This window comes from Methanococcoides orientis (assembly GCF_021184045.1).
GTDB classification, from domain to species: Archaea; Halobacteriota; Methanosarcinia; order Methanosarcinales; family Methanosarcinaceae; genus Methanococcoides; species Methanococcoides orientis.
In genome coordinates this window covers 1,315,581-1,342,027 of the sequence record NZ_CP073710.1, presented here as the reverse complement: position 1 = coordinate 1,342,027, position 26,447 = coordinate 1,315,581, and the positions used below count along the sequence as shown (strand labels likewise).

Annotated in this window: 26 protein-coding genes; 12 read left to right on the top strand and 14 right to left on the bottom strand. The window is 43.9% G+C overall.

From position 1 onward, the window contains the following. Positions 1-3: 3 nt before the first annotated feature. The 5 genes from J7W08_RS06375 to J7W08_RS06355 all read left to right on the top strand — a co-directional run bounded on the left by J7W08_RS06375 (position 4) and on the right by J7W08_RS06355 (position 3,737). A complete protein-coding gene (locus tag J7W08_RS06375; RefSeq protein WP_233083717.1) occupies positions 4-729 on the top strand; it encodes a stage II sporulation protein M in 726 nt (241 codons plus the stop codon). 205 nt (positions 730-934) lie between these two features. Further along, positions 935-2,092 carry a formate--phosphoribosylaminoimidazolecarboxamide ligase family protein gene (locus J7W08_RS06370; RefSeq protein WP_048194917.1) on the top strand — a complete coding sequence of 386 codons (1,158 nt, stop codon included), beginning with the start codon at positions 935-937 and terminating at the stop codon, positions 2,090-2,092. Between the two features lie 315 nt (positions 2,093-2,407). After that, positions 2,408-2,614 (top strand): DUF5371 family protein, encoded by a 207-nt coding sequence (locus tag J7W08_RS06365; protein WP_233083716.1) that lies wholly within the window; start codon positions 2,408-2,410, stop codon positions 2,612-2,614. Positions 2,615-2,655: 41 nt separating this feature from the next. After that, positions 2,656-3,132, top strand: coding sequence for a type IV pilin domain-containing protein (locus J7W08_RS06360; RefSeq protein ID WP_233083715.1), 477 nt, complete (start codon positions 2,656-2,658; stop codon positions 3,130-3,132). 110 nt (positions 3,133-3,242) lie between these two features. Further along, complete coding sequence (locus tag J7W08_RS06355) at positions 3,243-3,737, top strand: type IV pilin domain-containing protein (RefSeq protein WP_233083714.1); 495 nt, start codon at positions 3,243-3,245, stop codon at positions 3,735-3,737. An 89-nt stretch (positions 3,738-3,826) separates the two neighbouring features. Here the strand turns inward: J7W08_RS06355 and gatD are convergent, their stop codons facing one another. The 7 genes from gatD to J7W08_RS06320 all read right to left on the bottom strand — a co-directional run bounded on the left by gatD (position 3,827) and on the right by J7W08_RS06320 (position 13,924). Then, positions 3,827-5,077 carry a Glu-tRNA(Gln) amidotransferase subunit GatD gene (gatD, locus tag J7W08_RS06350; protein WP_233085736.1) on the bottom strand — a complete coding sequence of 417 codons (1,251 nt, stop codon included), beginning with the start codon at positions 5,075-5,077 and terminating at the stop codon, positions 3,827-3,829. A 46-nt stretch (positions 5,078-5,123) separates the two neighbouring features. Next, positions 5,124-6,599: an argininosuccinate lyase gene (gene argH, locus J7W08_RS06345; protein WP_233083713.1), complete on the bottom strand. Its 1,476-nt coding sequence runs from the start codon at positions 6,597-6,599 to the stop codon at positions 5,124-5,126. A 193-nt stretch (positions 6,600-6,792) separates the two neighbouring features. Continuing rightward, positions 6,793-8,688, bottom strand: coding sequence for a PAS domain S-box protein (locus J7W08_RS06340; protein WP_233083712.1), 1,896 nt, complete (start codon positions 8,686-8,688; stop codon positions 6,793-6,795). A 148-nt stretch (positions 8,689-8,836) separates the two neighbouring features. Further along, positions 8,837-11,026, bottom strand: a complete 2,190-nt coding sequence (locus tag J7W08_RS06335; RefSeq protein ID WP_233083711.1) for an ATP-binding protein — start codon at positions 11,024-11,026, stop codon at positions 8,837-8,839. 362 nt (positions 11,027-11,388) lie between these two features. Continuing rightward, positions 11,389-12,216, bottom strand: a complete 828-nt coding sequence (locus J7W08_RS06330; protein WP_233083710.1) for a metal ABC transporter permease — start codon at positions 12,214-12,216, stop codon at positions 11,389-11,391. Positions 12,217-12,227: 11 nt separating this feature from the next. Further along, positions 12,228-12,977, bottom strand: coding sequence for a metal ABC transporter ATP-binding protein (locus J7W08_RS06325; RefSeq protein ID WP_233083709.1), 750 nt, complete (start codon positions 12,975-12,977; stop codon positions 12,228-12,230). Positions 12,978-12,985: 8 nt separating this feature from the next. Beyond that, the gene (locus tag J7W08_RS06320; RefSeq protein WP_233083708.1) at positions 12,986-13,924 is read right to left on the bottom strand and encodes a metal ABC transporter solute-binding protein, Zn/Mn family; all 939 of its coding nucleotides are present in this window, start codon (positions 13,922-13,924) and stop codon (positions 12,986-12,988) included. Positions 13,925-14,283: 359 nt separating this feature from the next. On the opposite strand from J7W08_RS06320, the gene budA reads away from it, so the two are divergent. Both budA and J7W08_RS06310 read left to right on the top strand, forming a co-directional pair. Beyond that, the gene (gene budA, locus J7W08_RS06315) at positions 14,284-15,132 is read left to right on the top strand and encodes an acetolactate decarboxylase (RefSeq protein WP_233083707.1); all 849 of its coding nucleotides are present in this window, start codon (positions 14,284-14,286) and stop codon (positions 15,130-15,132) included. Between the two features lie 104 nt (positions 15,133-15,236). Then, entirely contained in the window at positions 15,237-16,394 is a 1,158-nt protein-coding gene (locus J7W08_RS06310) for an LL-diaminopimelate aminotransferase (protein ID WP_048194899.1), read from the top strand. Between the two features lie 200 nt (positions 16,395-16,594). Here J7W08_RS06310 and aroC read toward each other — a convergent pair whose 3' ends face one another. Together aroC and J7W08_RS06300 are read right to left on the bottom strand one after the other, a co-directional pair. Next, on the bottom strand, positions 16,595-17,692 hold the full coding sequence (gene aroC, locus J7W08_RS06305; protein ID WP_233085735.1) for a chorismate synthase: 1,098 nt from the start codon (positions 17,690-17,692) through the stop codon (positions 16,595-16,597). A gap of 26 nt (positions 17,693-17,718) precedes the next feature. Further along, positions 17,719-18,588 (bottom strand): cation diffusion facilitator family transporter, encoded by an 870-nt coding sequence (locus J7W08_RS06300; protein WP_233083706.1) that lies wholly within the window; start codon positions 18,586-18,588, stop codon positions 17,719-17,721. A 177-nt stretch (positions 18,589-18,765) separates the two neighbouring features. Here J7W08_RS06300 and J7W08_RS06295 point away from each other — a divergent pair, with 177 nt between their 5' ends. Then, on the top strand, positions 18,766-19,542 hold the full coding sequence (locus tag J7W08_RS06295) for an ATP-binding protein (protein ID WP_233083705.1): 777 nt from the start codon (positions 18,766-18,768) through the stop codon (positions 19,540-19,542). After that, complete coding sequence (locus J7W08_RS06290) at positions 19,529-19,891, top strand: cupin domain-containing protein (RefSeq protein WP_233083704.1); 363 nt, start codon at positions 19,529-19,531, stop codon at positions 19,889-19,891. Before J7W08_RS06295 ends, J7W08_RS06290 begins: the two co-directional genes overlap by 14 nt. A gap of 65 nt (positions 19,892-19,956) precedes the next feature. Here J7W08_RS06290 and J7W08_RS06285 read toward each other — a convergent pair whose 3' ends face one another. Further along, positions 19,957-20,520, bottom strand: coding sequence for a YbhB/YbcL family Raf kinase inhibitor-like protein (locus J7W08_RS06285; protein ID WP_233083703.1), 564 nt, complete (start codon positions 20,518-20,520; stop codon positions 19,957-19,959). Positions 20,521-20,632: 112 nt separating this feature from the next. Between J7W08_RS06285 and J7W08_RS06280 the strand changes: the two genes are divergently transcribed. After that, complete coding sequence (locus tag J7W08_RS06280) at positions 20,633-21,307, top strand: 4Fe-4S binding protein (RefSeq protein ID WP_233083702.1); 675 nt, start codon at positions 20,633-20,635, stop codon at positions 21,305-21,307. A 55-nt stretch (positions 21,308-21,362) separates the two neighbouring features. On the opposite strand, the gene J7W08_RS06275 is transcribed toward J7W08_RS06280, so the two are convergent. Continuing rightward, the gene (locus J7W08_RS06275) at positions 21,363-21,734 is read right to left on the bottom strand and encodes a class II SORL domain-containing protein (RefSeq protein ID WP_310742521.1); all 372 of its coding nucleotides are present in this window, start codon (positions 21,732-21,734) and stop codon (positions 21,363-21,365) included. Positions 21,735-22,352: 618 nt separating this feature from the next. After that, on the bottom strand, positions 22,353-22,628 hold the full coding sequence (locus J7W08_RS06270) for a metal-sulfur cluster assembly factor (protein ID WP_233083700.1): 276 nt from the start codon (positions 22,626-22,628) through the stop codon (positions 22,353-22,355). 116 nt (positions 22,629-22,744) lie between these two features. Here J7W08_RS06270 and J7W08_RS06265 point away from each other — a divergent pair, with 116 nt between their 5' ends. Continuing rightward, positions 22,745-23,086, top strand: coding sequence for a PRC-barrel domain-containing protein (locus J7W08_RS06265; RefSeq protein ID WP_233083699.1), 342 nt, complete (start codon positions 22,745-22,747; stop codon positions 23,084-23,086). Between the two features lie 193 nt (positions 23,087-23,279). Here the strand turns inward: J7W08_RS06265 and J7W08_RS06260 are convergent, their stop codons facing one another. After that, complete coding sequence (locus J7W08_RS06260) at positions 23,280-24,683, bottom strand: tripartite tricarboxylate transporter permease (protein ID WP_233083698.1); 1,404 nt, start codon at positions 24,681-24,683, stop codon at positions 23,280-23,282. Positions 24,684-24,932: 249 nt separating this feature from the next. On the opposite strand from J7W08_RS06260, the gene J7W08_RS06255 reads away from it, so the two are divergent. Further along, complete coding sequence (locus J7W08_RS06255; RefSeq protein WP_233083697.1) at positions 24,933-25,442, top strand: DUF6141 family protein; 510 nt, start codon at positions 24,933-24,935, stop codon at positions 25,440-25,442. A gap of 47 nt (positions 25,443-25,489) precedes the next feature. On the opposite strand, the gene J7W08_RS06250 is transcribed toward J7W08_RS06255, so the two are convergent. Next, entirely contained in the window at positions 25,490-26,353 is an 864-nt protein-coding gene (locus tag J7W08_RS06250; RefSeq protein ID WP_233083696.1) for an HD domain-containing protein, read from the bottom strand. Between the last annotated feature and the right edge of the window lie 94 nt (positions 26,354-26,447).

Below are 26,447 nucleotides of genomic sequence, written 5' to 3'. Positions count from 1 at the left end.
GTAATGGATGATACTACAACTGATGGGACTTCGATGGATGATGCTACAACTGATGAGACTTCGATGAACGATACTGTACTGGATGATTCCGATGATCCGGTCTTTGAAAGTAAGGGTGCACCTGTCTGTGAAAGTGGCTTGTGCAATGTGCACAACTACATTTCCGGATTGATACCTGAGATCTCCTTAGTTGTCGTGCTTTTCATATTATCTGGCATTGCCGGTTATTTCTACACCGCATTGAATCCTGCATCATCTGATATTGCTCTGGAGGGCCTGGAAGGGCTTGTTGAACTTATCATGAGCATGACTCCGTTAGAGATCATGCTGTTCATTTTCTTTAACAATGCGATCAAGAGCCTGATGGCATTTGTCCTGGGACTGGCCTTTGGTCTGATTCCCCTGTTGTTCGTGGTCTCCAATGGCTACATTCTTGGAGTTGTGACCTACCTTGAATCTCAGGAGAACGGGTTCACCTATATATTCCTGGGTATCCTGCCTCATGGCATCATTGAGCTTCCGATGATACTGATCTCAGCAGCCATGGGTGTGAGGATGGGTATCAATGTCCTGAATGCCCTTGCAGGCAGGTATGTAGATATTAAAGGTGAATTCAAGAAGGGGATAAATGTGTTCTTCCGCTTTATCATGCCTATGCTTTTGCTGGCAGCTGGAATTGAGACATTTATTACGCCTGTGATTATCGGTCTGTACACAGGAATCATCTGATCATATCTTGAGTTGCTTTCCGGGCGTTTTTCGTAGTGAGCTGTTTTGCAACTTATTGCATTTTTGAAATTTTTTTCTTTTTCTTTATTTGTTTTCATCAATTTCGCTGTTTTTGCCATTGCAATGAAGGAACTTATCTGATATGCGATAATAAGTCTTTTATAACCACTTAACTATTGTATCACAAAAACCCGGAGAACAAAGGATGATCGACAGGAAAGAGATTATTGAGATTGCTGAAAGCTATTACACTGATAATATCAAGATCGGAGCGGTTGCTTCCCATTCAGGTCTGGATGTTTATGACGGCGCTATCGAGGAAGGTTTTGAGACCTTTGCGATATGCCAGGCCGGACGTGAAAAGACCTACACCGAGTACTTCAAGTCCAAGAGGGACGCTGACAACAATGTTGTACGCGGTATCGTTGATGACTATGCTGTTTATGACAGGTTCGATGAGATCCTGCGCCCGGAGAACCAGCAGAAGCTCATTGACGACAACATTCTTTTCGTTCCTAACAGGTCTTTTACCTCATACTGTGACATCGATGCGGTAGAGAACGACTTCCGTGTCCCGATGGTCGGTAGCAGGAACATGCTCCGCAGTGAGGAAAGAGGTCTTGACCAGGACTACTACTGGCTTCTGGAAAAGGCAGGTCTTCCCTTCCCTGAGCGTATCGCCGATCCGGAAGACATCGATGAGCTCGTAATGGTAAAGCTCCCTCATGCGGTCAAGACGCTCGAGCGAGGTTTCTTCACAGCAGGAACCTACAGCGAATACGTGGAAAAATCCGAGTCACTTATCAGGCAGGGCGTTATCACAAGAGAAGCTCTTAAAGATGCAAGGATCGAGCGCTACATAATTGGTCCTGTGTTCAACTTCGATCTGTTCTACTCTCCTATAGAAGAAGAGATGAACAAGACCGAGCTCCTCGGTATCGACTGGAGGTTCGAGACAAGCCTTGATGGTCATGTAAGGCTTCCTGCACCACAGCAGATGACCCTTGCAGAGCACCAGCTTACTCCTGAGTACACAGTCTGTGGACACAATTCCGCAACACTTCGTGAATCTCTCCTTGAGGAAGTTTTCAAGCTCTCAGAGGCATACATTAAGGCATCCAAGGAATATTATGACCCTGGAGTTATCGGTCCATTCTGTCTCCAGACCTGCATTGACAAGGACCTGAACTTCTACATATATGATGTTGCCCCAAGGGTAGGTGGCGGCACTAACGTTCACATGTCCGTAGGGCACCCATACGGCAACACTCTCTGGCGCAAGCCAATGAGTACCGGAAGACGCGTAGCACTCGAGGTCCGCCGTGCGATAGAGTCCGGTCAGCTCGACAAGATCATCACATAAGTCCTTTATATCAGATCAAAAACTCCTTCCAAAGGAGTTTTTTATTTTTTATTTTGTTGCATCTAATTTTGTTGCAGTTTTCCCACTAATTTGATCCTGCTCTTTATATTGTTCTTCTGATTTTGTTTTTGTTTATCTGCCGGTTTGGCAATATGCAATAGTTATTATATTTATTCTTCATATCTATTAATTGGGCATTATTTTTCTGATATTTTTCGGCGAAACGGTTTTATATATCATGTCATTATAATAATTATTATGATGGGAACGGTTTTGTGTATGTTCTCATGATTATCTTATCAGGAGACAGTTCTCATGAAAATAGTACATGCACAAACTGTACTTACTGAGGAACAGCTTGATGCACTTAAAAAGAAGACCAAAGAACCCTCTACAAAGGATGCCCTGAGTACAGCGGTTCAGCACTATCTTGAGTGCGAGTACACTGAAATGAGTGATGAGATGTGGACTCACAAGCTAGAGAAAGTAGTACAGAAGAAGCAACAGAAAAGTATTAATTAAACCTAGTCTATATAAATGTGGAGGAATATAATTTGTTTAAAATGAACAGAAATGAAGATGCAGTGTCTCCGGTCATCGGTGTAATCCTGATGGTCGCAATCACTGTGATCCTTGCTGCTGTTATCGCAGCATTCGTGTTTGGAATGGGACCGTCCGAGATGGCACCACAGGCTAGTCTTAGGGCAAGTGCAACTACTGATAGCACATATAGTGTCGTAATGATTGAACACCAGGGTGGAGATGAAGTTATACTTGATGCAACAACCTCAAAAATTACCGCTAATGGCGATGCTGTTACCCTCGGTACGTCAGATGAAGGTTCTTTGAGGTTTGAAGCTGGAGAGGTCCTGTACTTGTACACTTACAGTAATACTACTTACCTTGGTACTGGCGATAACATGACAGCTGCTACACTTGACGAAAATGTCAAAGGTGTTTCACAGGGAGATACACTTGCCGTTAAGTTCATCGACGTTGCCAGCCAGCAGATGGTCGGCGACCTTGATGTAAGATTCTAAATTCAATAATCATGGTGCTTAATCGCACCATTCTTTTTTCTTTTATTTCTATCAAGTCTTCAATTGGAGCAACATAATCATTTTTATTATGTCAAAATGGGGTTATTCATATGTTTAACATAAAAGTAAATGAAGATGCAGTATCACCAGTTATTGCCGAAATCATGATGGTTGCAATCGGTATAATCATTGCTGCCGTTCTTGCAGCGTATGCACTTGGGATGGGAGCACCTGCTGCAGTACCAGTGTCAAATGTCAATGCAATTGAAGATTCAGCAACTGGATACAACGTTATCATGCTCAAACATCAGGGTGGAGATGAACTTAGTCTGGCTGCCACAAACACCAAAATGATGGTTGGCGGTGAAGTAGTTGATGTATCATTGCTGACAACTGATGAGGATTTGAAGTTCAAATCCGGTGAAACCATATGCATTTTCAATGAAGCTGACATTGGCGGTTTTGCAGTTGGAACAACTGAAATCCTGGATGCTGAAATTACCGCTGGGGATGTGAGTGACATCTTTTCTGGTGAGTCCAGAGATGTTAAGTTCATTGACGTTGCCACACAGCAGATTATTGCTGACCTCGATGTCAGATTCTAAAATTAAGAAAAGGATGGTGCATAACTGCACCAAATATACTCTTTTTAAATTAAATTTACATTAAAAAATAAGCAGTTGAAGCAATTCCCTCACTTCAACGTACACTCCGTTATCTCGTTCTCAACACTTGTGGCCATAACAGAATCAATCTCTTCCAGATCTCCGCCCTGTCCAAGTGCCCACATAAGCTTCACCAGAGCGACCTCTGGAAGCATGTCTTCGCCTTCGATTGCACCGGCTTTAAGGATATCTCTTCCTGTATCGTAGACACGGTCACACACACGTCCGTTGAGACACTGTGATGTCATGACGACCGGGATGCCTGCTTCTGTGGCACGCTCGATGTTCGGGATCCAGTCCGTGGAAACATGGCCCAGCCCGGTTCCTTCGATGACGATACCCTTGTAGCCGGAGTTAATGTAGTATGAGAGAATATCTGAGTCGGCACCGGGTACGAACTTCACCAGGGCGCATTTTGGTTCAAGGGTGGCTTTAACTTCGATCTCGTGGGTGCCGCGTTTAGTGTATGGCATGACCGTCTCGATCTTCTTTGTAGAATAGTCCACATAGCCGATAGGATTGGAATTGATGGACTGGAATGCATCCCTTCTGGATGTGTGCATCTTCCTTACCTTAGTGCCGTAATGGATCGCACAGCGGTCATCGCAGGCGGTGTCGTGCATGACCACGCATACTTCGGCGATGTCACTGACTGCGACCTTTGTGGCACAGATGGCATTCATTGCATTATCACTGCTGGGTCTGTCAGCACTGCGCTGGGAACCCACGAAGACGATTGGTACCGGGGTCTTGAGCATGAATGACAGGGCTGCTGCGGAGTACATCATGGTGTCGGTTCCGTGGGCAACGATGATACCGTCAGCACCGTTCTCTATCTCTTCGGCGACAGCCTGGGCGAGTTCGGTCCAGTATTCGGTCTTCATGTTCTCGGACAGGATGTTGTAAACGACCCTTCCGCTGATGTTTGCGATCTCTGTGATCTCCGGGATGGCATCCACGATATCGTCAGCAGAGAACTGTGCGGTGACCGCGCCTGTGCGGTAGTCCACTTTGCTGGCAATCGTTCCGCCGGTGGAGAGGATGGTGACCTTTGGGAGTTTCTTTGATGGCTTTGCTTTTGTAGCTTTCTCTTTCTTCACTGCTTTATTCGGGTCAGCTTTCTCAAGCAGTGTTATCGTTGCGCCTTCAGGGTCAATGCCTGCATTGTACCCACTGACCATCTTGACCACGACATGATCTGTAGTGGTTGGCATTACGATACCCTCGTAAATATTTCCGTCCTTCTCTATCCTTATTCTGTCACCAAGTTCAAATTCCATCATCATCCCTCATCAATATGATCGTTCGTAATTTTCAGCTAATTCCTCAGTCACTCATGCAGTCATCTACGACGCTGAAAAGTGCTTCCATGGCGCTGTCAACACTAGCCTTCAGTTCGTTGAGGCTGTTCTCATCCTCTGTTGATCTTGTCCTGCAATTGCTGATTAACTGCTGCATGGCGTCCGGTGATGGTCCACCTGTTACAGTTCGCTTGCTGACGTTCATTATCGGGTCGAGTGCCTCGTTTACCATCTGCTCGGTAAGTCCTCTTCCGCTTAAGCTTTCTCCAATGACATTGTGGGCGACAGCATCGATCTCTCCAAGTGTAGGTTCACCATTTCCCCGTGCAAGCACGCCAACTATCTGATGTGCGGTTCTGAACGGGATGTCACAGACACGCACCATGGTATCTGCAAGCTCGGTTGCAGTTGTGAAACCTGCTGTTGCCAGGCCTGCCATGTTCTCCTTGTTGATCTTCATGGTTGCTATCATTCCGGCCATGACTCTGACGGATGTTCTTGTTGTCTTCAGGGAGCGCCAGATGTTCGGTGTTGCTTCCTGCAGGTCGCGGTTATAGCTTAACGGCAATGCTTTGCAGATTGATAACAGTGACATGAGTGAACCGATGGCAACACCGCTCTTTCCTCTCAGCAGTTCGGCAGTGTCTGGGTTCTTTTTCTGTGGCATGATGGATGAAGTGGATGCATACCTGTCATCCAGTTCAATGAATGCGAATTCGGAGGTGGACCATATCACAAGTTCCTCGGCCATCTTGCTCAGGTTTATCATGAGATTTGCGAAAACTGCTGCTGTCTCTATCAGGAAATCGCGTGAGCTGACGGCATCCATGGAGTTCTCAACGATACCGTCAAAACCGAGGAGCATTCTTGTTCTTTCTCTGTCCAGATCAAAGCCTGTGGATGCAAAAGCTGCAGCACCAAGCGGGCTCATGTTCACACGTGAGTAGCAGTCCCTTGTACGCTCGAAATCACGACCTATGGCATTTGCATGCGCTGTCAGGTGGTGTGCCAGAGTGGTTGGCTGTGCGTGCTGCAGGTGGGTGAAACCCGGCATAAGAGTATCGACATTTTCTGAAGATACATCTATCAGTGTGTTGCGAAGGTTGATCAGGTCTTCCATGATCAACAGCAGTTCATCCCTGAGCGTAAGTCTGATGCAGGTAGCAACCTCATCGTTGCGTGACCTTCCGGAGTGCATACGTCCGCCGACATCTTCTCCTGCCATGTCAATGAGCCTTGATTCAAGGGAGATGTGAATATCCTCATAAGTGTGGTCGAGTTTCTCGATACCTTCCTCTCTTATTTTCAGAAGTCCTTCCAGTATTTTCTGGCAGTCCTCTGCTTTTATCACATTTCTCTCTTTGAGCATGACCGTGTGTGCAAGGTCTACAAGGACATCAGAATTGAATATCCATTTGTCAGCGCTCATTGATGAGGTGTACTCTATGATCTCTTCATCAGGGACGGACGCCAGTCGTCCTCTTCTTAAAATATCGCTCATTAAATACCTCGGGATGATCTATTATCTATATATTTGTCAGGTTATGTAGCGTGGTATGCCACAAAGACTTAAAAACGAATCGGTTTCCCTCATACATTCCGGAGTCCACTGATCAGAATATATTAAACAAAATATGGTAAAATGGGATTATGTAAAATAAGAAGAATCATAAGCTTAAGGCTGAAAATTGTGATCATTTAGGCAGTTGGATATGTATCCTCGTTCCCTTGTTCTCTCCTTCGCTCTCTGCCCATATCTTACCGTCGTGGGCTGCGACGATCTCTCTGCAGATGTACAGCCCCAGACCGGTACCTCCGTATTTGCGTTTCCTTGTAGCATCGATCTGGTAGAAACGCCTGAAGAGCATTGGGATAAGGTCTGGTGGGATGCCTATGCCGGTGTCCTTCAGGATGATGTGCAGGTATCTCTCTTCCTCTTGCACGGCGAAGGTCAGTGTTCCTCCTTCGGGTGTGAACTTGATGGCATTGTCAACAATATTGGTGAACGTATCTGTGAGCTTGTCCTTATCGCCATTTATCAGGGGTAGTTTATCCGGGATCTTCTTCTCCACTGTAAGCCCTTTCTGCTCGATCTGTATTTTCAGATCCTGAAGTGTCATCTCAATGATCTCGGCAATCGACGTTGGTTCGAAAATGTACTTCACGGTACCTGAGTGTACTTTGCTTATGTACAGTAGTGAATCTACCAGTCTCTTCAGTCTTTCAGCATTTCGAAGTACGGTGGTTTCCACTTCTTTCTGCTTATCTGTCAATGGCCCCAGAGATTCTTCGGAGATAAGTTCGGTGTAACCTTTGATCGAGGTAAGAGGTGTTTTAAGCTCATGACTTACGTTGGACAGGAACTCATCCTTCATTTTGTCCAGGGACTTGAGTTCCTCATTGGCAGCTGCAAGGTCTTCTGCATATTTTATCATTGCTTCTTCTGCTTCTACACGGGCGGTGATATCTTCGACGATACCGACGCCACCAAGCAGTTTTCCGTCATCTGAGATGTTCGGGCTATAATCTGCTTTTATTGGTGTGGTCTTTCTGCTTAACGGGTTCCTGTACTTTCCCTCATAATGCCCGGACTTTCTAGAGAAGATCGCCCTGACAGCTTCTTTCATCTCCTCGTCATCGATGTCACTTATCATGTTCATCCCAATGATCTTGTCCTTTGGCACACCCATGATCTTTGCAATATTGTCATTACAATGGGTTATGTTCGCGTCTTCATCGAAATTAAAGATTCCAAGTGGTGAGTTCTCGAAAATGAACCTGTACTTTTTCTCGCTTTTAAGAAGGGCTTCCTCGGCGAGTTTACGCTCGGTGATGTCGATCATGATGCCCTGGTAATAAGATGGTTTATTTTCCTCATCAAATACAAGCAGTGACCTTTCAGCTACCCATCTTACTTCGCCGGATTTGGTTAGTATTCTGTATTCCTTTGAAAAGAACTGCCTTCCTTCAATTTCAAGCTGTGTCACGTCATTACGCACAAAATCAAGATCATCCGGGTGTATTATATCTCCGTATATCAGCTTGCCGGAAGTAAAGTCTTCGGGGGTGTACCCGAACTGTGATATGTTATCTGAAACGAATTCGACCGGCCAGTCCTTTTCTGCTGTCCAGAGGAATGCTATTACAGGGCTGTTCTTGTAGATGTCTTCAAGTTTTTTCTTTGAGCTTAACATATCTTTGAAGGTCTTTTCCCGGATCTTTTGCTCTGAAAAGCTTTCCACAGTACATATTATTCCTGAATATTTGCCATCTTCGTTTACCATTGGAAAAATATGCCCGCTCTGTATACTAAGCTTCCCTTCTGGTGTCAGAAATTGTAATGAGTGGTAACGGGAAGGTTTCAGTGTATCTTTTACACGAAGTGCCAATTCCCTGAAGTGTCCTTCATCTCCTACACTGAGGTGTGCCAGTTCCATGAAGTAGTTTAGATCTGCTCCAATGATCTTATCGCGTGGAAGGCCGGTTATTTCTTCCATTCCTTCATTGAAATAGATGAATTTGTTGTTGATGTCAACAGCCCATATTCCCTTATACATGTTGTTGAGCAGTTTGTCTGGCAAACCTTTCATAACATCTCCCCGCATATCGTCAATTATCTGTTGAAGCTAATGCTAGTGGTTACAGGACATCGATCTTCGTAGAAAGGATGATCAAATTATGTGGAGATCCGCTTGAATAGCTACAACTTATCCCATAATTAAGTTGATCTTGCTCGAATTAATAAGTTTTGGCAGTTTTATCTCTATGTTCTTCGTGCTCATCGTCGTATCTTTTTAACTTCACAAAGAATACGGAACCTTTTCCTGAAGGGTTATCTCTCACACCAACATCTCCTTCATGAAGCTCAATGGTCCTTTTGACGATGGCAAGCCCAAGTCCTGATCCCCTTACTCCTGTTTTATTCACTCTCTTAAAGCGATCAAAGACAGTTGTTTTATGCTCATCCTTAATTCCCTCTCCAAAATCAGTGATCGTAATTTCTGTGAGATCATCGCTTTCTTTGATCTCTACGATAACTTCGGTTTTCTCAGGACTGTACTTGATCGCATTTGAGATCAGGTTGGTGAACACAGTTTCAATAATTGGGTTGGCCAGTACATGATGTGGTTTCTTTTCATTGAACTCGATAACTATTTCCTTGTTGCCGGCCTGTGTTGTCAGTATGTCAATTGAATGCTCGATGATGCTGGTTATATCCTGTACCTTGAGTTCAAGCTCATCGGAGCTTTCCACCTTGGCAAACTCTGCTGCAGATTGTATCATTTCAATGAGATTATTATTGCTATCCAAAATTCTCCCAAGCAATCGTTTTGTCTGATCGTCCTCCTCGGTCATAAGAAGAAGCTCAGTGAATCCTTTTATGACACTTGCAGGGTTTAACAGATCGTGGCGCATAATGTCGGTGAACATGTCTTTAAGCTCATTGGACTGTTCCAGTTTCCGTGCATACTCCTTAAGTTCCTGTTCAGCTATCTGGCGATCGATGCTTGCTTGCTGTAGTGCCAGGCGTGTTTGGTCGATACCTTCTGTAAGTACTTTCAGGTCACCATGTCCGTGGAAATGTACTCTTCGTGAAAAGTCTTCTTTTTCCATCGCTACAAGGACTTCATTGGATTCGGTTATGATAACATCCAATAGTTTGGCAAAATAATTGATCGATTGCGCAAGTTGCTTGAATTCTCCTTCGGTATCACCTTCGAATCGAGCATCCAAATGACCTTTTGAAAGTTCAACTGCAACCCTCGTAGTTTCATGTATGGGAACCACAACTCCGTCGAGGATATTGTTGAGACCGTCAGGTATCTTCTTGAAATCCTCGTCAATATTTGTATTGGCTCTGATGTTCAATTCTCCATCAGCGATAGAATCAGCCATTTCTTTGAAATCGTTTACAATATCGTCTATGGATCCGGTTACAGTTCGTGAAGTAAGGTATGCTGCAATACTGGTGAAGAATATTGAAAGGATGCCGATGCCGATCAGTTTATCCCTTAATGCAAAAGTACCTTCAAGCATTTCATCTTTTGGAATTATGAGGAAGAATCCGTAGTTCTTTGACTCGATAGGTTCGTAGAATACGACGACCTCTTTCCCTGTAACCGGGTCGATCGTATTGACATAACCACTTTTCTTATACTTTATATCGTCTGCTGCTTTAGAGAAACCCTCGTTCTCATAATCATAGATCGTCTTATTTCCTATCCAGTCCTTGTTATAAGGCTGGGAGAGTATAAGTCCTGAACTGCCGGTCATGATGGCATATCCTGTATCGAATGCTGTGACCTGGCTTACAATCTCATCCATATAGTCCAATGAGACATCAACTCCGGCTATTCCTATGAACTCTCCATCTTTTATTATGGGTGAACTATAGCTGATTATGAATACGCCTTCGTAGTAGTATGGGTCACTGATAATATCGTCTTTGAAGACCTTTGGATAAATGTAGTAATCATAACTTTCGCAATCTATCAAGTGGTCCTTTTGAATATTTCCGTTGATCTTGTTCCAGTATGTTGCGAATCTGCCCTCTCTGTCGTAACCTTCAATGCTCGCAAATTCATTGTCCCTGCCATCAAAAGCATTTGGCTCATAGCATACATAAGTTCCCAAAAGGTGTGGGTTGTTTTCCAGGATCGAATGTAAAACCCTGTCGATCTCATCCCTATCAGATGAATTGTATTCACCCAATGTAAGACTGATAGAACGAGCAATTGCAAGATCGGACCGCATATCCCCATCGAACTTGTTCGCATAGCTCTTTGTGATCTCAGTAGCTTGTTTGTGTGTAAGCTCTTCCTGTACTAAGATCTGAGTTGTGATCGTGATAGAAGTTGCCAGTACCATTACAAGAAGAACTCCTGCAACAGCAGCAAGAACAAGTTTAGATCTTAATGGGATCTGCATCCAATTCATGTGACTCCATTCTTAAAAGCGGATAATGCAATATTAACGTTTCTAAACTGTATATTCACTTTTGTGATATTTAGCCACACATTGTCACACATATTTTTATTTTAGCTACTTTAAGTTAGCAATTTTAACATATATGATAGTAAGCAAAAACGATGTTATAATAAAAATTTGCTATATAATTAAAAATTTGATGGACTATGCTATATTGTAGTAACTGGTACAATGGTGGTGTGAATGATGTTTTTCGACCCCCTTGATAAATTTTTACAATTTTTAAACCATGTGTTTCAAATATATTTGCAATAGTTCCAAGATCGTCTATCTGTATTCGACATTCCTTTGATCATTTGGTATCAGCTATCAAACTGATTCCCTGAAATGCGTTTCCATTTTTGCAATAATATGTTCAAAAGGTATGCAGTAGCCATTACAATGATTATTGTAGCTCCTGATGCGATATCAAAATAGTATGATAATAATAATCCGGTTATGGTGAATGTAGCACCGAACAGTATGGAGAGGTACATCATGATCTTCATGTTGCTGGTATATTGTCGGCTCAATGCTGCAGGGATCGTAAGAAGGGCTATTACAAGTATAAGTCCGACCACGCGTATCATCACTACTACTGTTAGTGCAATGAGGCATAGTAACAAAAGGTATAATTTTTCCGTAGGAACTCCTGATACTTTTGAGAACTCCTCATCATAACACAGTGCCATGAACTCTTTATAAAGTACATATACAGTACCTATGATCACTGCATCGAGTGCCAGCATCAGATAGATATCCGAACCTGGAACGGTCAATATATTCCCGAACAGGTATGTCATAAGGTCAGGTGCATAACCAGGCGTCCATCCGATGAATATGATCCCTATCGCCATTCCAAGAGACCAGAGAATTCCAATAATAGTGTCTTCCGGAACATCCGATCTTTTACTGATGGTTCCCATTGTCAGGGCTGAGAAAAGGCTGAAGGGGAGAACACCGAATATTGGGTTGATCCCGAGGAAGTAGCTGATACCAATACCTCCAAAGGAGGCGTGTGCGATACCGCCACTGATGAACACGATCTTCTTTACCACAACATAAACACCGATTATGCCACATGCGATACTTGCCAGCAATCCTGCAAAGATGGCATTTGTCATGAACTCGTATTGTAAAAGCTCTATCATTGAAGTTCCTCTCAATGTTTATGTAATACCCTGTGTGGTACTCCGTGTGCGATAAGTTCCACTGGACACCCATATGATTGTTCAATATCGTCAGGGATAAGCTCCTTTGAGCCGTGGTAGTGTAGTTTCCCGTTAAGGCAGGCGATCTTATCAACAAGTACCGACACTGCGCTCAGGTCGTGGGATACCATGATAATGGTCACTTCTGACTTAAGCTTCTCCAGTAGTTCGTAGAACTCTTTCTGCATGCGGGTATCGATGCCTGTTACCGGTTCATCTAAAAGAAGGACTTTTGGGTCGCTTACAAGAGAACGTGCGATGAATACTCTCTGGCGCTGACCACCTGAAAGCTCTCCTATCTGTCTGTCGCGAAATTCCAACATGTCAACAATTTCGAGTGCTTTATGTGTTGCTTTGAGGTCCTCGTCATTGTAATGCTGGAACAATCTTTTTGTTCCCATGCGTCCCATAAGTACGACTTCCCATACACTGATGGGAAAATCAATGTTAGAGGGGCCATACTGTGGCACATATCCTATCAACTGATGTTCCTTCTTCGGACTTTTCCCGAGAACTTTCACTTCTCCTTTTTGTGGCTTTATCAATCCCAGGATGACCTTTAACAAGGTACTTTTCCCACCGCCGTTAGGTCCTATGATTCCCAGGAAGTCCCCTTCATCAACGGTCAGGTTTACATTTTCCAGTACGGTGAGCTTGTCATATTTTACCCATACATCCTTAAGACTGATCACTTCTGCCATTTGATCCCTCATTCCTTTGTAATGCCATGCGAAAATGCTTCGGTGATAATGGCAAGATTGTCGATGTAATCTTTTGCCAGCGGATCCACAGTTACAACTTCGCCACCAATTTCGGATGCTATTGCCTCAGCGCTCTGTGTGCTGAACTGTGCCTGCACAAATATCACTTTGATATTTTTCTCTTCGGCTTCATCGATAAGCCTTTGCATATCCCTTGGGCTTGGCTCCTTCCCTTCTTCTTCGATAGTTATCATATCGAGTCCATATTCAGTTGCAAAATAGTTCCAGGAAGGGTGATATGTCATGAAACTGCCACCTTCTTCGCCAAGGGTGTCCCTTATTGTGGCATCAGCTTCGTCCAGTTCTTTAAGGTAAGCTTCTTTGTTCTGCAAGTAGAATTCGCTGTTATCAGGATCGATCTCGATAAGGCCAAGGTATGTGTTCTCTACCATTATCTTAGCATTCATCGGAGATGTCCATACGTGAGGGTCAACTCCTCCATGATCGTGGCCGGCTTCTGCTTCGTTTTCCTCAGCGTTTTGTTCTTCTTCATGCTCTTCTTCATGCATTTCAATGATCTGGATCCCTTCTGAGCAATCCACTATCAGCATGTCCTCATTTATCGTTTCTATCTTCTCAAGCCAGACGTTCTCAAAAGGTAATCCTGATCCCACTGTAAAATATGCTCTTGCATCTGCTACATCCCTCAGTTGGCCGGTGGTTGGTTCGTGGGTGGCAGGACTTGCTCCCGGGGGTATCAGGACAACGACATTTACCCTGTCTCCTGCGATTTTTTCTACAAATTCCTGCTGCGGCAGTATGCTTACTGCAACAACGATAGCATTGTCCTGGCTGGAGTTCTCTTCTGTCTGGTCGATGCAACCTGATGTGGATACGGCTACCAATAAAGTGAAGATACTTAATATGAGTTTGATATTTTTGTTCATGCTATCCTCTTGAAGTGGGGATCGTTTCGGCTTTTTTTGTTCTTATATAGTTTGGTGCTATACCAAACAAGTAGTTTTAGCTCTTTTCATTTTATTAATGAATGCATATTCTTTATATACATTACGCATTTCCACTGATCATGTTGTATTTTTGATCTAATAATTTTGCCACACTCCAACTTTCCTCTCTACAATTGTTTTTGATATTGTAAATCCATTTTTTAGAATCAGAAGTTATTTTGTGATGCACTTTCATATGTTTCAGTTCATTATTCAGGCTTCAAGACCCAAACAACTATTACGTTTTGATCAATTATTTATAAACATATTAATTATGTTATAGTCAATGAGGTAAAAAAATGAAAAAGCCATTTCAATTATTTATTTGTTTATTGCTTGTATCCGGAATGTTAGCTTTATCCGGCTGTGTTGATGATGCTCCGGCTACATCGAATACTCCAGACACTCCGAATATTAACCAAAGCGAATTGCATAATGATGTCCTTTATCAGGTATCGACCATTGATGCCTTGCTTGAAGGTTTATATGATGGGCAGTTGAGCATGGGTGAACTGAAAGAACAAGGGGACCTTGGTCTTGGAACATTCGACGCTTTAGATGGAGAGATGATCGTTATTGATGGTGAGGTCTACCAGATGAAGACCGATGGCTATGCTTATTCTGTGGATGATTCGGTCACTACGCCCTTTGCCGCTGTAACTTATTTTGAGACGGATGAGGCCATCGTACTGAATGGTCCCTCCAACTCTTCTGAAGTTGCTTTATTGGTAGGTGAATCACTTCCTTCAAAGAACCTGATGTACGCCATCCGAATTGACGGCACTTTTGAGCATATGAAAGTCCGCAGTGTTCCTGCCCAGGAAGAGCCATATCCTCTGCTGGTCGATGTGATTGCTGTAGAACAAGCTGTATTCGAGCTTGAGGATGTTGAGGGTAGCATTGTAGGTTTCTGGCTGCCTTATTATGTTGAAGGTATAAATGTGCCGGGTTACCATTTCCATTTCATTGACACTGACCGGGAAAAAGGTGGGCATGTACTTGATTATACTATTCTTAATGGGACTGTCTATATCGACCAGACTGCAGGGTTTGAACTGTCACTTCCGGAATCAGCTGAGTTTATGGATGTGGACCTTTTACGCGATAAAGGGGATGAGCTGCACACTGTGGAAAAAGATGATCAATGAAGGTGACCCTATTTTCCGGTCACCCATGATTTTTAAATAGGTTTGTAGCAATAGAAGCGCTACAATACCTAAGAGATCATATTAATTTAAACCAAGGTGAACATATGTACGCAGACAGAATCAACGCATTACCTCCTTATTTATTTGCAACTATCGATGAAGCAAAGGCAGCACAGAAAGCAAAAGGTGTCGATGTTATCGACCTCGGAGTGGGCGACCCTGACCAGCCAACCCCATCCCACATTGTCGATTCAATGTGTGATGCAGTAAAAGATCCTGCAACCCACAGGTATCCTTCATACACCGGTATGATGGAGTTCAGGGAAGCAGTGGCAGACTGGTGCAAGGAATCCCGCGGCCTTGAGCTTGATGCTGCAACAGAGACCCTCACACTTATCGGTTCAAAGGAAGGTGTTGCACACATTCCTCTTGCATTCATCAACCCTGGTGATGTGGCACTTGTCCCTGATCCTGCATACCCTGTTTACAAGATCGGAACACAGTTCGCAGGCGGTGAAGCACACATCATGCCTCTCCTTGAGGAGAATGGTTTCCTTCCTGACCTTGAGGCAATTCCTAAGGACAAACTTGCAAGGGCTAAGCTCATGTTCCTGAACTACCCGAACAACCCAACATCTGCAACTGCTGATGTCAAGTTCTTTGAAGAGGTCGTGGAATTCGCGAAAGAGAACGATGTTGTTGTAGTTCACGACAATGCTTACTCTGAGATGGTCTATGATGATTACAAGGCACCAAGCTTCCTTAGCGTAGATGGTGCAATGGATGTGGGAATGGAACTTTATTCCATGTCCAAGACCTACAACATGACTGGCTGGAGACTTGCATTCGCTGTTGGTAACAAGGACCTCATCACAGGATTTGGAAAGGCTAAGTCCAATATCGATTCAGGTGCATTCGATGCTATCCAGAGGGCAGGCATCACAGCACTCTCAAGCTCACAGCAGTGTGTCGCAGATATGAACACTATGTATGAGGAGAGACGCGATGTACTCCTTAAAGGCTTAAGGGGCATTGGTCTTGATGCAAAGGCACCAAAGGCAACATTCTACATGTGGGTACCAGTGCCTGATGGGTATGATTCCATCGGATTCTCCAAGCTCTTGCTCGAGGAAGCAGGAATTGTAGCAACACCTGGTGTCGGCTTTGGTGAATACGGGGAAGGCTATGTGAGATTTGCTCTTACACAGTCCGCTGACCGCCTCGAAGAAGCTGTTGGAAGAATGGAAAAACTGACCATTTAAGGTCAGATCAAAGCTATATCAAAATGAGTAATGCCGCCGAAGTCGGTGGCATCATTTCTTCCTTTTTAGTTGTTTATGAACTTTGGACCAACCAAAGGTTTGGTTGGCGTATTGATTCGTTTGATGATCAGTTTATGATCGTTTGATCAATTTAATGTTTAATTAATTGGGGTTTATTTTTTGGTTAACTAAAATACTTATCACTTCAACATCGAATTTGGATGAATGTGACCACTTCTGATCATATGGTCAACGATAACCAGTGCCATCATGGCTTCTGCAACAGGTACCATTCTTGGTGGAATCGTCGGATCATGTCGTCCCTGGATGTTGATCTCAGTGTCCTTCATTTCTTTCATGTCCACGGTTTGCTGCGGCTGTGAAATGGATGGTGTTGGTTTGACACTAGTGCGACAGACAATTGGCATTCCCGTCGATAATCCACCGAGGATTCCGCCTGCATTGTTGGTCTTAGTCTCTACCATTGCATCTTCCATGACAAAAGGATCGTTCATCTGGCTACCTTTCATCTGTGAGGCTTCATAGCCTGCACCTATCTCAACAGCTTTGACCGCACCGATGCTCATCATGGCTTTTGCAATATCGGCATCCAGCTTGTCAAAGACCGGCTCACCTATGCCTGCCGGAACGCCGGTTGCAATGATCTCAACCACGCCTCCAATGCTGTCATGCTCTTCTCTTGCTGCTTCGACCTCTTTTAGCATCTTCGCTGCAGCTTCCAGGTCTGCACACCTTACAGGTGTCTTTTCCAGGTCTTCCCTGATAGCATCCAGGGGCATTGGTCTTGCACATACTGTGCCAAGTGATATGACGTGGGCAATTATCTCTATCCCGTATTTTGCAAGTATTTGTTTTGCGATAGCACCGGCGGCTACTCTGCCAATGGTCTCACGAGCCGATGAACGTCCGCCACCACGGTAGTCGCGAATGCCGTACTTTTTCATGTATGGGTAATCAGCATGTCCCGGCCTTGCAAGGTTTTTGATATTGTCGTAAGAACTTGATCTTGCATCCTTGTTCCATACCATCATGGAAATTGGTGTGCCGGTAGTCTTGCCTTCGAAAATACCTGAAAGTATCTCAACGCTATCCGTTTCGGAGCGCGGGGTGGATACCTGGCTCTGTCCGGGGCGTCGCCTGTCCAGTTCTTTCTGGATCATCTGCGGCTCAAGGGGAAGTCCTGCGGGAACTCCGTCTACAACGACTCCCAATGCTTTTCCATGTGATTCTCCCCAGGTTGTGATCCTGAATGAGTGTCCAAAGGTGTTTCCGGGCATGTTGATCAATTCCATTTGATGTTATTTTATTTTTTTTCCTTAAATGGGTCGATGTGAACCAATACTTCGGTTACACCTTCCAGTTCTTCTTTAAGATAGTCCATGACCCGATGTGAGATCGCATGAGCTTCGGAAACGGTCATTTCAGGTAATACCATGATGTGAAGGTCGATATGTATATCGCCTTTACACCCTCTGGTCCTGATCTTGTGGCAATCACGAACTCCGTCTATCTCATAGGCAAGTGAACAGATCACTTCTTCTTCAAGCTGGGCTGCGTCACATAATGTATTGGAACTTGTCATTATTATTTTGATACCGGCCCTGACGATAACGGCTGCTATTATCAGTGATATAAGTGGGTCGATTATCGGATAGCCTGCTTCTATTGCTACAAGTGCTACGAGTACTGATAGTGAAACGAATATGTCACTTCTGGTGTGGATGGAATCGGCCAGCAGTATTTCGCTGTTAAGTGATTCGCCTTTTCTCCTTTCATATTCGGTTACCATCAGATTAACAGCCATTGTGCTTATCATGACAATAAAGCTCAGGCCGGTTACTGTGGGTTGTATGTCTGATGTGAACCTTGATATGGAATTATGGATTATCTCGAACCCGACGAAGATTATCAGCACTGCAATGACGATAGACGCAAGGGTTTCGAACTTCTGGTGTCCGTAAGGATGTGTCCTGTCAGGAGGTTTTGCTGCAACAAAAATAGCAACGATTCCGACGATGTTCGATATCCCGTCAAAAAGGGAATGGTAACCATCGGATTTCATGCTGAGCGTGTCAGTGAATGTACCATAGATTATCTTTGCAAAAGCTACTATCAGATTCAGGACTAATATAATTACCAGTATCTGCTGTATCTTCTTCGAACGTTCATCCATGGCAATCTTTCCAACAATATCTTTGACGTGGCATATATAGTTATGTTGAACTTTCAGACCTGTTTAAATAATTATATCACATATGTAATTTATACAATATACAAACGACAAACAGAAAAAATCAAGATAAAAAGATGATGTGCAGTAATATTATGGAATATCAATGAGGGTTTATTAATGGTAAAAATCGCGGTTACAGGTAAAGGGGGTGTTGGCAAGACAACTCTATCCGGAACTCTGGCGAGGCTGCTTGCCAGAGACGGTTACGAGGTACTTGCCATTGACGCTGATTCGGATATGAACCTTGCATCTTCACTGGGTATAGCTGAACCACCACGTCCGCTCACGGAGTACAAGGAGATTATCGACGAGCGTGCCGGTGAGGTTGGTGGCATGTTCAAGTACAATCCAAAAGTGGACGATATTGTGGACAAGTTCGGCGTAATCGGTCCCGATGGCGTCAGGATGCTGGTAATGGGTACAGTAGAGCGTGGGGGAAGCGGTTGTATGTGTCCTGCATCTGCATTTTTGAGAGCACTGCTTCGCCATGTTGTATTGAAGGATAGCAGTGCACTGATCATGGACATGGAAGCTGGTATAGAGCACCTTGGTCGCGGAACGACACGCGGTATCGATCTAATGATCATCGTGGTGGAGCCCGGCATGCGGTCCATTGAGACTGCCGGAAGGATCAAGGAACTTGCAGGAGGTATCGGTGTGAAGAACCTTGCTGCGGTTGTCAACAAAGGAACTTCTGCTGATGTCAAGCCAAAACTTGCTGAGCTCGGAATTCCTGTCCTTGGCGAGATTCCGTTCTCTCCTGACCTTATGAATGCTGATTTTGAAGGCAAGTCTCCAATTGATGCAGGCAGCGAGAGCATTGCTTCCTTTGTGGAAATTAAGGAAAAGATGCTTGAAATGATCGCAAACTTCAGCAAGGATGAAGAGAACTGAGTACTCACAGGTCGAACCATTCATCACAAAGGATGGCTCGACAATACGTGAATTGATGCATCCAAATATCGGTGGCAGCCAAAAGCAGAGCCTTGCAGAGGCAATCGTTCCTGTGGGATGCAAGACGCTTGAACACCAACACCACGAATCTGAGGAGATCTACCATATAACAACTGGAAGCGGTCTCATGACTCTGGGAAATGAGGTGTTCGGGGTTGGTGTCGGTGACACCATAATGATCGATCCGGGTGTTGCTCACAAGATCGAAAATACCGGAGCTGAGGATATGAAGATCCTGTGTTGCTGCTCCCCGGCTTATTCTCATGAGGATACTGAACTGCTGGAATAACCACTCACGGTTCAATACAATTTTGTTCCCCTCTTTAATCCTCCATCTTGTCCTTTTTTTCTTCTTCAGTATTCTCTGGAGTAAGTTCCCATTAGCTCAGCTTCTGCAATGATATGATCCTGCATTGCCTGTTCCAGAGTTGGTCTTGTGGAACCTGATTCCAGGTCAAGCATGGTGTCAAGTGCATAGATCCTGAAAAAGTACCTGTGTGTTCCTGAAGGTGGGCATGGTCCGGCATAGTCCGTGGTCTTAAAGTCGTTAAGTCCCTGTACTCCTGGAATTGTGTCCTCGTTGATGATCGACCCCGGTTCAATGTTCCATATTATCCAGTGAGTGAATGTCCCTCTCGGAGCATCGGGATCATCAACTATCAGCACAAGGCTTTTGGCATCTTCAGGCAGGATGCCGGGAATAAGTTCCGGATTTATATTATCCCCTTCGCAGGTGTAGCGTGAGGGGATCTCTCCGTTGTTCTCAAAGGCGCTGGTAGAGATTGTGAATGAATTCTCGATATCGTTCTCAATGATATCGGGTATCGGTTCCGGTTCAGTATCTGTGGTTGTACAGCCTGATATTGCTATGATCAGTATTATTGCAGCTAATGCAACGATATTCATAAATGTACGCATTTCAATTACCCCTATCCTACATTTGCTTGGTTCTTTAATAAACTATATATTGAATAGGCGTTTTTTGCGTAATTGTTCGACACATCCCTAACGATCGCCCGGAGCAATACTATTGAGATCCACAGGAAATATCATATCAAGGTTGCAGAATTCAGAAAAGGTTGAGAGGTTCAGGCTGAGCCTTCAGCTTATTGGTCTTGCGATCTTCATCTATTTTGGTTCGCAGTCAACATTCTATGTTGTTCTCCTATCCGTTCCTATTGCTCTGCTATTCGGTCCGGTCTATTGTGGCTGGATGTGCCCAAGGGGCATGTTCCAGAACATCATCGGCTCCATGGGGAAAAAGGTCCTTGGTAAAAGATACAACACTTTGGTCCCGAAAAGGTTCCATGGTTCGCTTTTATATTTCCGATATGTAGTATTGCTTTTCCTGGTGACTGCGGTGTTGCTGCATGAATTTCAGTTCATTAATGATTCCATAATGGAATCTGTGGTTGTAGATGGTCTGCTACTGATCATGTCGGTTTCGATACTTCTTTCTTTTTTTGTGGACAGGGCCGCATGCAGGTATTTCTGCAAAGAAGGCGCAACAGCTTCATTAACGAACCTTGTCAAGATCAGGAAGATCAGTCGTGATAACTCTCTCTGTAATTCATGCGGGATATGTGATAGTGTGTGTCCGATGTGGATCGATGTTTCAAAAAAAGATGTTGTCAGGGATACTGCCTGCATCAGTTGCATGAAGTGTGTTCAAAAATGTCCTGTGGATGCGCTTAAAATTGAATAAATTAAATGAAGCTGAAAATTTGAAGTAAAAAATGTTGATCAGGCATTAAACCCGATCATACTTCAACACAATTTTCCCACAGGCCGTGGATGTTACAATATCCAAGAGCACAGAATCCCCTGTATTCACCAATGTTCTCAAGCTTGAACCAGCAGTCAGGTTTTGTGTTTCCCGGGCTGAAGTTGACTCTTCCGAGGTTAACGACTTCGCCGCCATCTTTCTTGCCATAAAGCTCTACCCATGCAATGTGATGTTCAACGGTGTTTGGATGTGCGGTCTCTTTACCTACGATCACTCGAACAAGGTCTGCATCTGTTCCCCCATGACCTTCAAGGATCTCGATTGTAGGTACATGTTTCTCCTTCATTGCGCTTTCTGCTTCAATGTCCTTTCCTTTGACTAAATCTCCAAAAATCAAAAATTTCACTCCTTTCATTATTTATTCTTCAATAGTTATCATTGATCGGGGTATATGCTTTTTATGGTTGAGCGCTCCCTGAATTTCGAGAATACTGGTAGCATGGTTACGTCTTGATTAGAACGGTCACAAAAAAACAGGATACTACCACCGAGCTCTTTAAGAATAGTACACCAGGCGTGGTATATTAAGAGGAATGTTTCTTAAAGAACTCTACAATATCAATGTATGTGTTTTTATTTATATTTGAGCACTTAAAAAAAATATATTTGACATGTTAATGATTGGAATAAAGGTACAAGATTATGAAGAAACAGAAGATTGAAATGAGTTCTAAAAGAGCAAAAAAGTTAGTTGTGGGGGGTGGGGGTACAGCCCTTAAAGAACTCGCTGAATCGACTAAACACTACACAAGTATATAAATATGTCCATCTGGAGTACTCGAAGAGGAATATATTAGTGTTTGAAATAATTAAACAGTCCGATTTGCAATACCAATTCCTGGTATCATCTGCTTACATCTGCTTCTATGGCAGAGCAGCTGCTTCAAGAATATGATACAAGTCGGAAATCGCACCATACAGCAACTAAGTAATATTATTTCAATATTTCATTCTCAGTCGTTCTTCACTTTTTTGATATCCGATCAGGTGTCCATGGAGGTTCCCATACTAATTCGACTTCTGCCTTCTTTATACCGTCAATCGATTCAACCTTCTGCCTGACATTATCCAGGATCATTGCACCCATCGGGCAGCCGGGTGTTGTCAGGGTCATTTTGATATGGACTTCCTCGTCTTCAACATCTACGTTGTAAATCAGCCCAAGGTCCACGATATTGATCGGAATCTCTGGATCATAGCAGCTCTTAAGAACTTCCATTACGTCTTCTTTAGTGACCATGTTAAACCACTCCTTGTATTTTTAGATATTGTAGCAACACCTAAATAGTTTTATCTCACATTATTATTCTGGGCATGATAAATGCCCGCTGAATTGTTAACGGGGGTAATTCGAGTATGGCAAAACCTAAGATGTTATCTGTAGAGACCATAGCCAGAGATCCTATTAAGGATGCAGAAGGAAAAGAAATTGGGAATTTCGTAGACTTTATGATAGACCTGGAACAAAATTGTATTCCATACGTCATTGTGTCGCTTAAAAGTAGAGATGGATACGTTGGTATTCCCTGGGGAGTTTTCAAATTAGGGGAAAAGCACAGTTTTATTCTGGATGTTGCTAGTTCCACACTGGAGAATGCACCGGGTTTTTCAGAAGATAAATGGCCTGATATATCTACTCGCGAATACGAAGAAAAGATCTACAAGCACTTTGGCTGTCCGTTGTGTGTGAGCTGCTAATTCACATCAAATTTGTGTTACAGGGGCATCATGTGATGTTTCCTGATTTTTCCTTTTTATGATCCAAAGTGGCAGCCTACTATTTGACATAAATTTGTCTACCCTTTCTCCGAAAAACCTCTCATTGAAGGCAACTCTGTCACACTGCCAATTGTGAGATCTGCCATTGAAGCTCAATAGTTTCTCCTGTAGCTCACAAAAAGTACAAGATCACCGGCAACAGTATCACTCCCATCGCATGCGACTTCCTGATCTTCATGAATGAGGCAGACATGCCAAGGGGGATCGCGATCACAAAGATGAGCAGACCAAAGAAGCCGGTGAACAGCAGGCTCATCAGTGCGAGACCCAGAAGCACGGTGATGCAGATCATTGAATAATCGAGTTTTGCAAGCAATCTGTGAATGTTGTTTCCGATGGCTATTGTTGAGATGTATGACAATAGTGCTGTGGTGGCGATGACCAGCAGGAACAGGATGAGGTCCTGGGCGGTCAGGCTGGCAGCATCCAGAAGCTCGTCTACGGCAACCATTGCTCCGCTTCTTGTTTTACCTATCACTGCGAGGGCGAACAGACCGAAGATCGCATTGGCAGTGTTGACGCCGGAAACCGAAACGATGAATTCCTTTGAGCTTTCCATGGTCTCATCCCGGTAGAACTCATCATCGTCATATCGGTAGTATCCTTCACAGGCATCTTCATCCTCATACTCGTTATCCCTATCCTTACTGTCCTTTTTCCTGTCAAAATCGCTTTTGATGAACAGTCTTGCAAGTACTGCTGCAATGGATGAAGATATTCCTGGTAACCACGCAACGATGGAACCGGCTGCACTGCCGGTGATCACTCCCCGAACAATTCTTTTTGCAGGCAGCTCGATCCTTGAATATCTCTGGGGTGGGATGTGTGAGCCTGACAACAGGCTTATGAGCAACTGGGATGCACCAAAAAGTCCGCTGAGAAGCGGGAGAAGTATTGATGGAGCTCCGAAGTCGATCAGTGGATGCATTGAGGCTTCCATCCGGAATGCGAACAGGCCAAGGAATCCGGTCAGAACGAAGAGGATGAGTGCGTATGCTTTGTACTTGTATTTTACAAAGGAGCCCTGGTTGATGATGTATTCACCTTTCTCGCTCAGTATAAGGCTTATGGATATGAGCAGGAGGAGCAATCCAAGGTAGTTCTGTAGTGTCGGGTAGATCTTGCTGAAAGCAAATGCAAGGGGAACTGCAATGATTAATGAGAATGCTACTGAACCTGCGCTTCCCAGCGCTGAGAGGCTTATGGCCTCCGAGCCGAAACCTTCGAGCAGCAACCTGTGTCCGGGAAGTACTGCCAGCGCCATATCGTCATTTGGTGCTCCAAGATATACAGCGGGTATAATGTCATGAAATGTATGTGACAGGGAGTTTGCCAGGATTGCTGTGGCTATGTATGTTGGCAGGATTCCGCTGTCCATAAGCATGGGGGAGAGTGCTACCAACATCAGGGCAAAGTTGTTCGTGTGTATTCCCGGGACAAGTCCTGAGAATATACCGAGTACATATCCGATGAGCACCGACAGTAGCAACATCGGGATGGTAATGTCTGAGGGCATTTTAGTTCTTTCTAAGTATCGTTTTTTAGAATAGGTGCAATTTCTCGCATCCGCCTGTTCGAAGGTTTTTGTTCTTACTCAGTGTGGTACGATATAATAATTTCTTGTTTTTATTGGGCTTGAAATATTTTAGTTAAGCCGTCTTTTAGGAGTCTTTTATCATTCTCGCTCCTATCATACAATAAATATTTATGCGATTGACTATATTTAGAAATGCTAATATAAATATAGTCACACGCGGGAATTAATATGCTTAACAACAGTCCTACATTCAGGGAAGTACAGAAGTTCAGGCAATTCTGGGTAACCTCGCTGGTACTTATCCCCGCAGTTATGGCACTCTATGGGGCTTACCAGCAACTGGTACTTGGTCATCCCTTTGGCAGTAATCCTGCATCGGATACCACCATGATCTTTCTGACTATCATCTTTGGTTTCCTGTTCCCTGTATTCATATTCTCCATGAAGCTGGTGACTGAAGTGCGCAGCGATGGTGTTTATGTTCGTTTCTTCCCATTCCACCTGTCATTCAAAAAATTTGGCTACACCGACATTGCCAGCTATAAAGCAGTTCATTACAGTGCACTTCGGGATTATGGTGGCTGGGGCATACGCTATGGAAAAAATGGTAAAGCTTACAACATAAGCGGTAACGATGGCGTCATGCTCGAGTTCACTAACGGGAAACACTTGCTCATTGGTTCACAAAAGGTCCATGAGTTCCTGATGGCATTGGACCAAAGTGCCAGAACTGCCTGAAAAGGCAGCCTGGCATTAAAAAGAGTCTATTTTTATAAGGAAGCTGTTCAGAACAGCTCATCTACACAATCTTTGTAATCACGGTATGCACGGGTGTCTGTGATATTTTGCGGACCGGTAGCAAAAACTTCCAGCATTGAACGGTAGTACCATTCCTGCTCGCTCTTTGGTGCATTGAACTTATCCCAGAACTCCTCTCCTTCCTGCTTTATATCACTGATAAGGTCCCTGATGTTGGCAAGCTTGTCCGCACATGCTAGAAGTCTTATCTCGGAATTTGCTCTGCTTATCCTTTTGATGGTATACTCTTTTCTTTCTTTCCAGGTCTGTGCTCTGTCCCCTCCTGCAGCTTGCCTGAGCTCTTCCGGTTCGGTAACAGCTTCCACATAATCACCTACTACAGGTCCATATCTTCTTCTTATGGTTACAATGTTAACTTCCGTATCTTCAACGATGTCATGGAGCAATCCTGCAAAAATAAGTTCCGATGGTGCATTCTCTTTTATCAGTATGGATGCTACGTCCATTGGATGAGTTATATATGGAACTCCTGATTTCCTTGTACTATTTCTATGTTCATAGCTAACGAAAGAGAATATATCCGCAAGTTCTGTAAGGTCTTTCTCTTCCTTTTCTCCGTATTTTTCACGTAGGTCAAGTAACTGTATCCTGTAGTTTGACAGTCTTACATGCTCGTAGACTGTAAGCTCCCCATCGATCTCAGTTACTATCATCCGATAATCATCGCTGTACCAGATCTTCCTTGAAGGTTCATCAGAAAGGAAATCCAGATAGCTGAACAGTTCGGGGGTTTCGATGGGTTCGGCAGGATGTCCTGTATGGATCAGAAGTCCATTTCCTTTATTCTCAGTGTTGTCACAGTGTTGGATTATAAGCTCTCGTATTTTCATGATAAGGACTCCATATTTGATGTGTATGTTTTTGTTATACTGGATGGTATTCTATGGATAAAGGTTTCGTATAGATAAAGCCTGAGCTACCAAG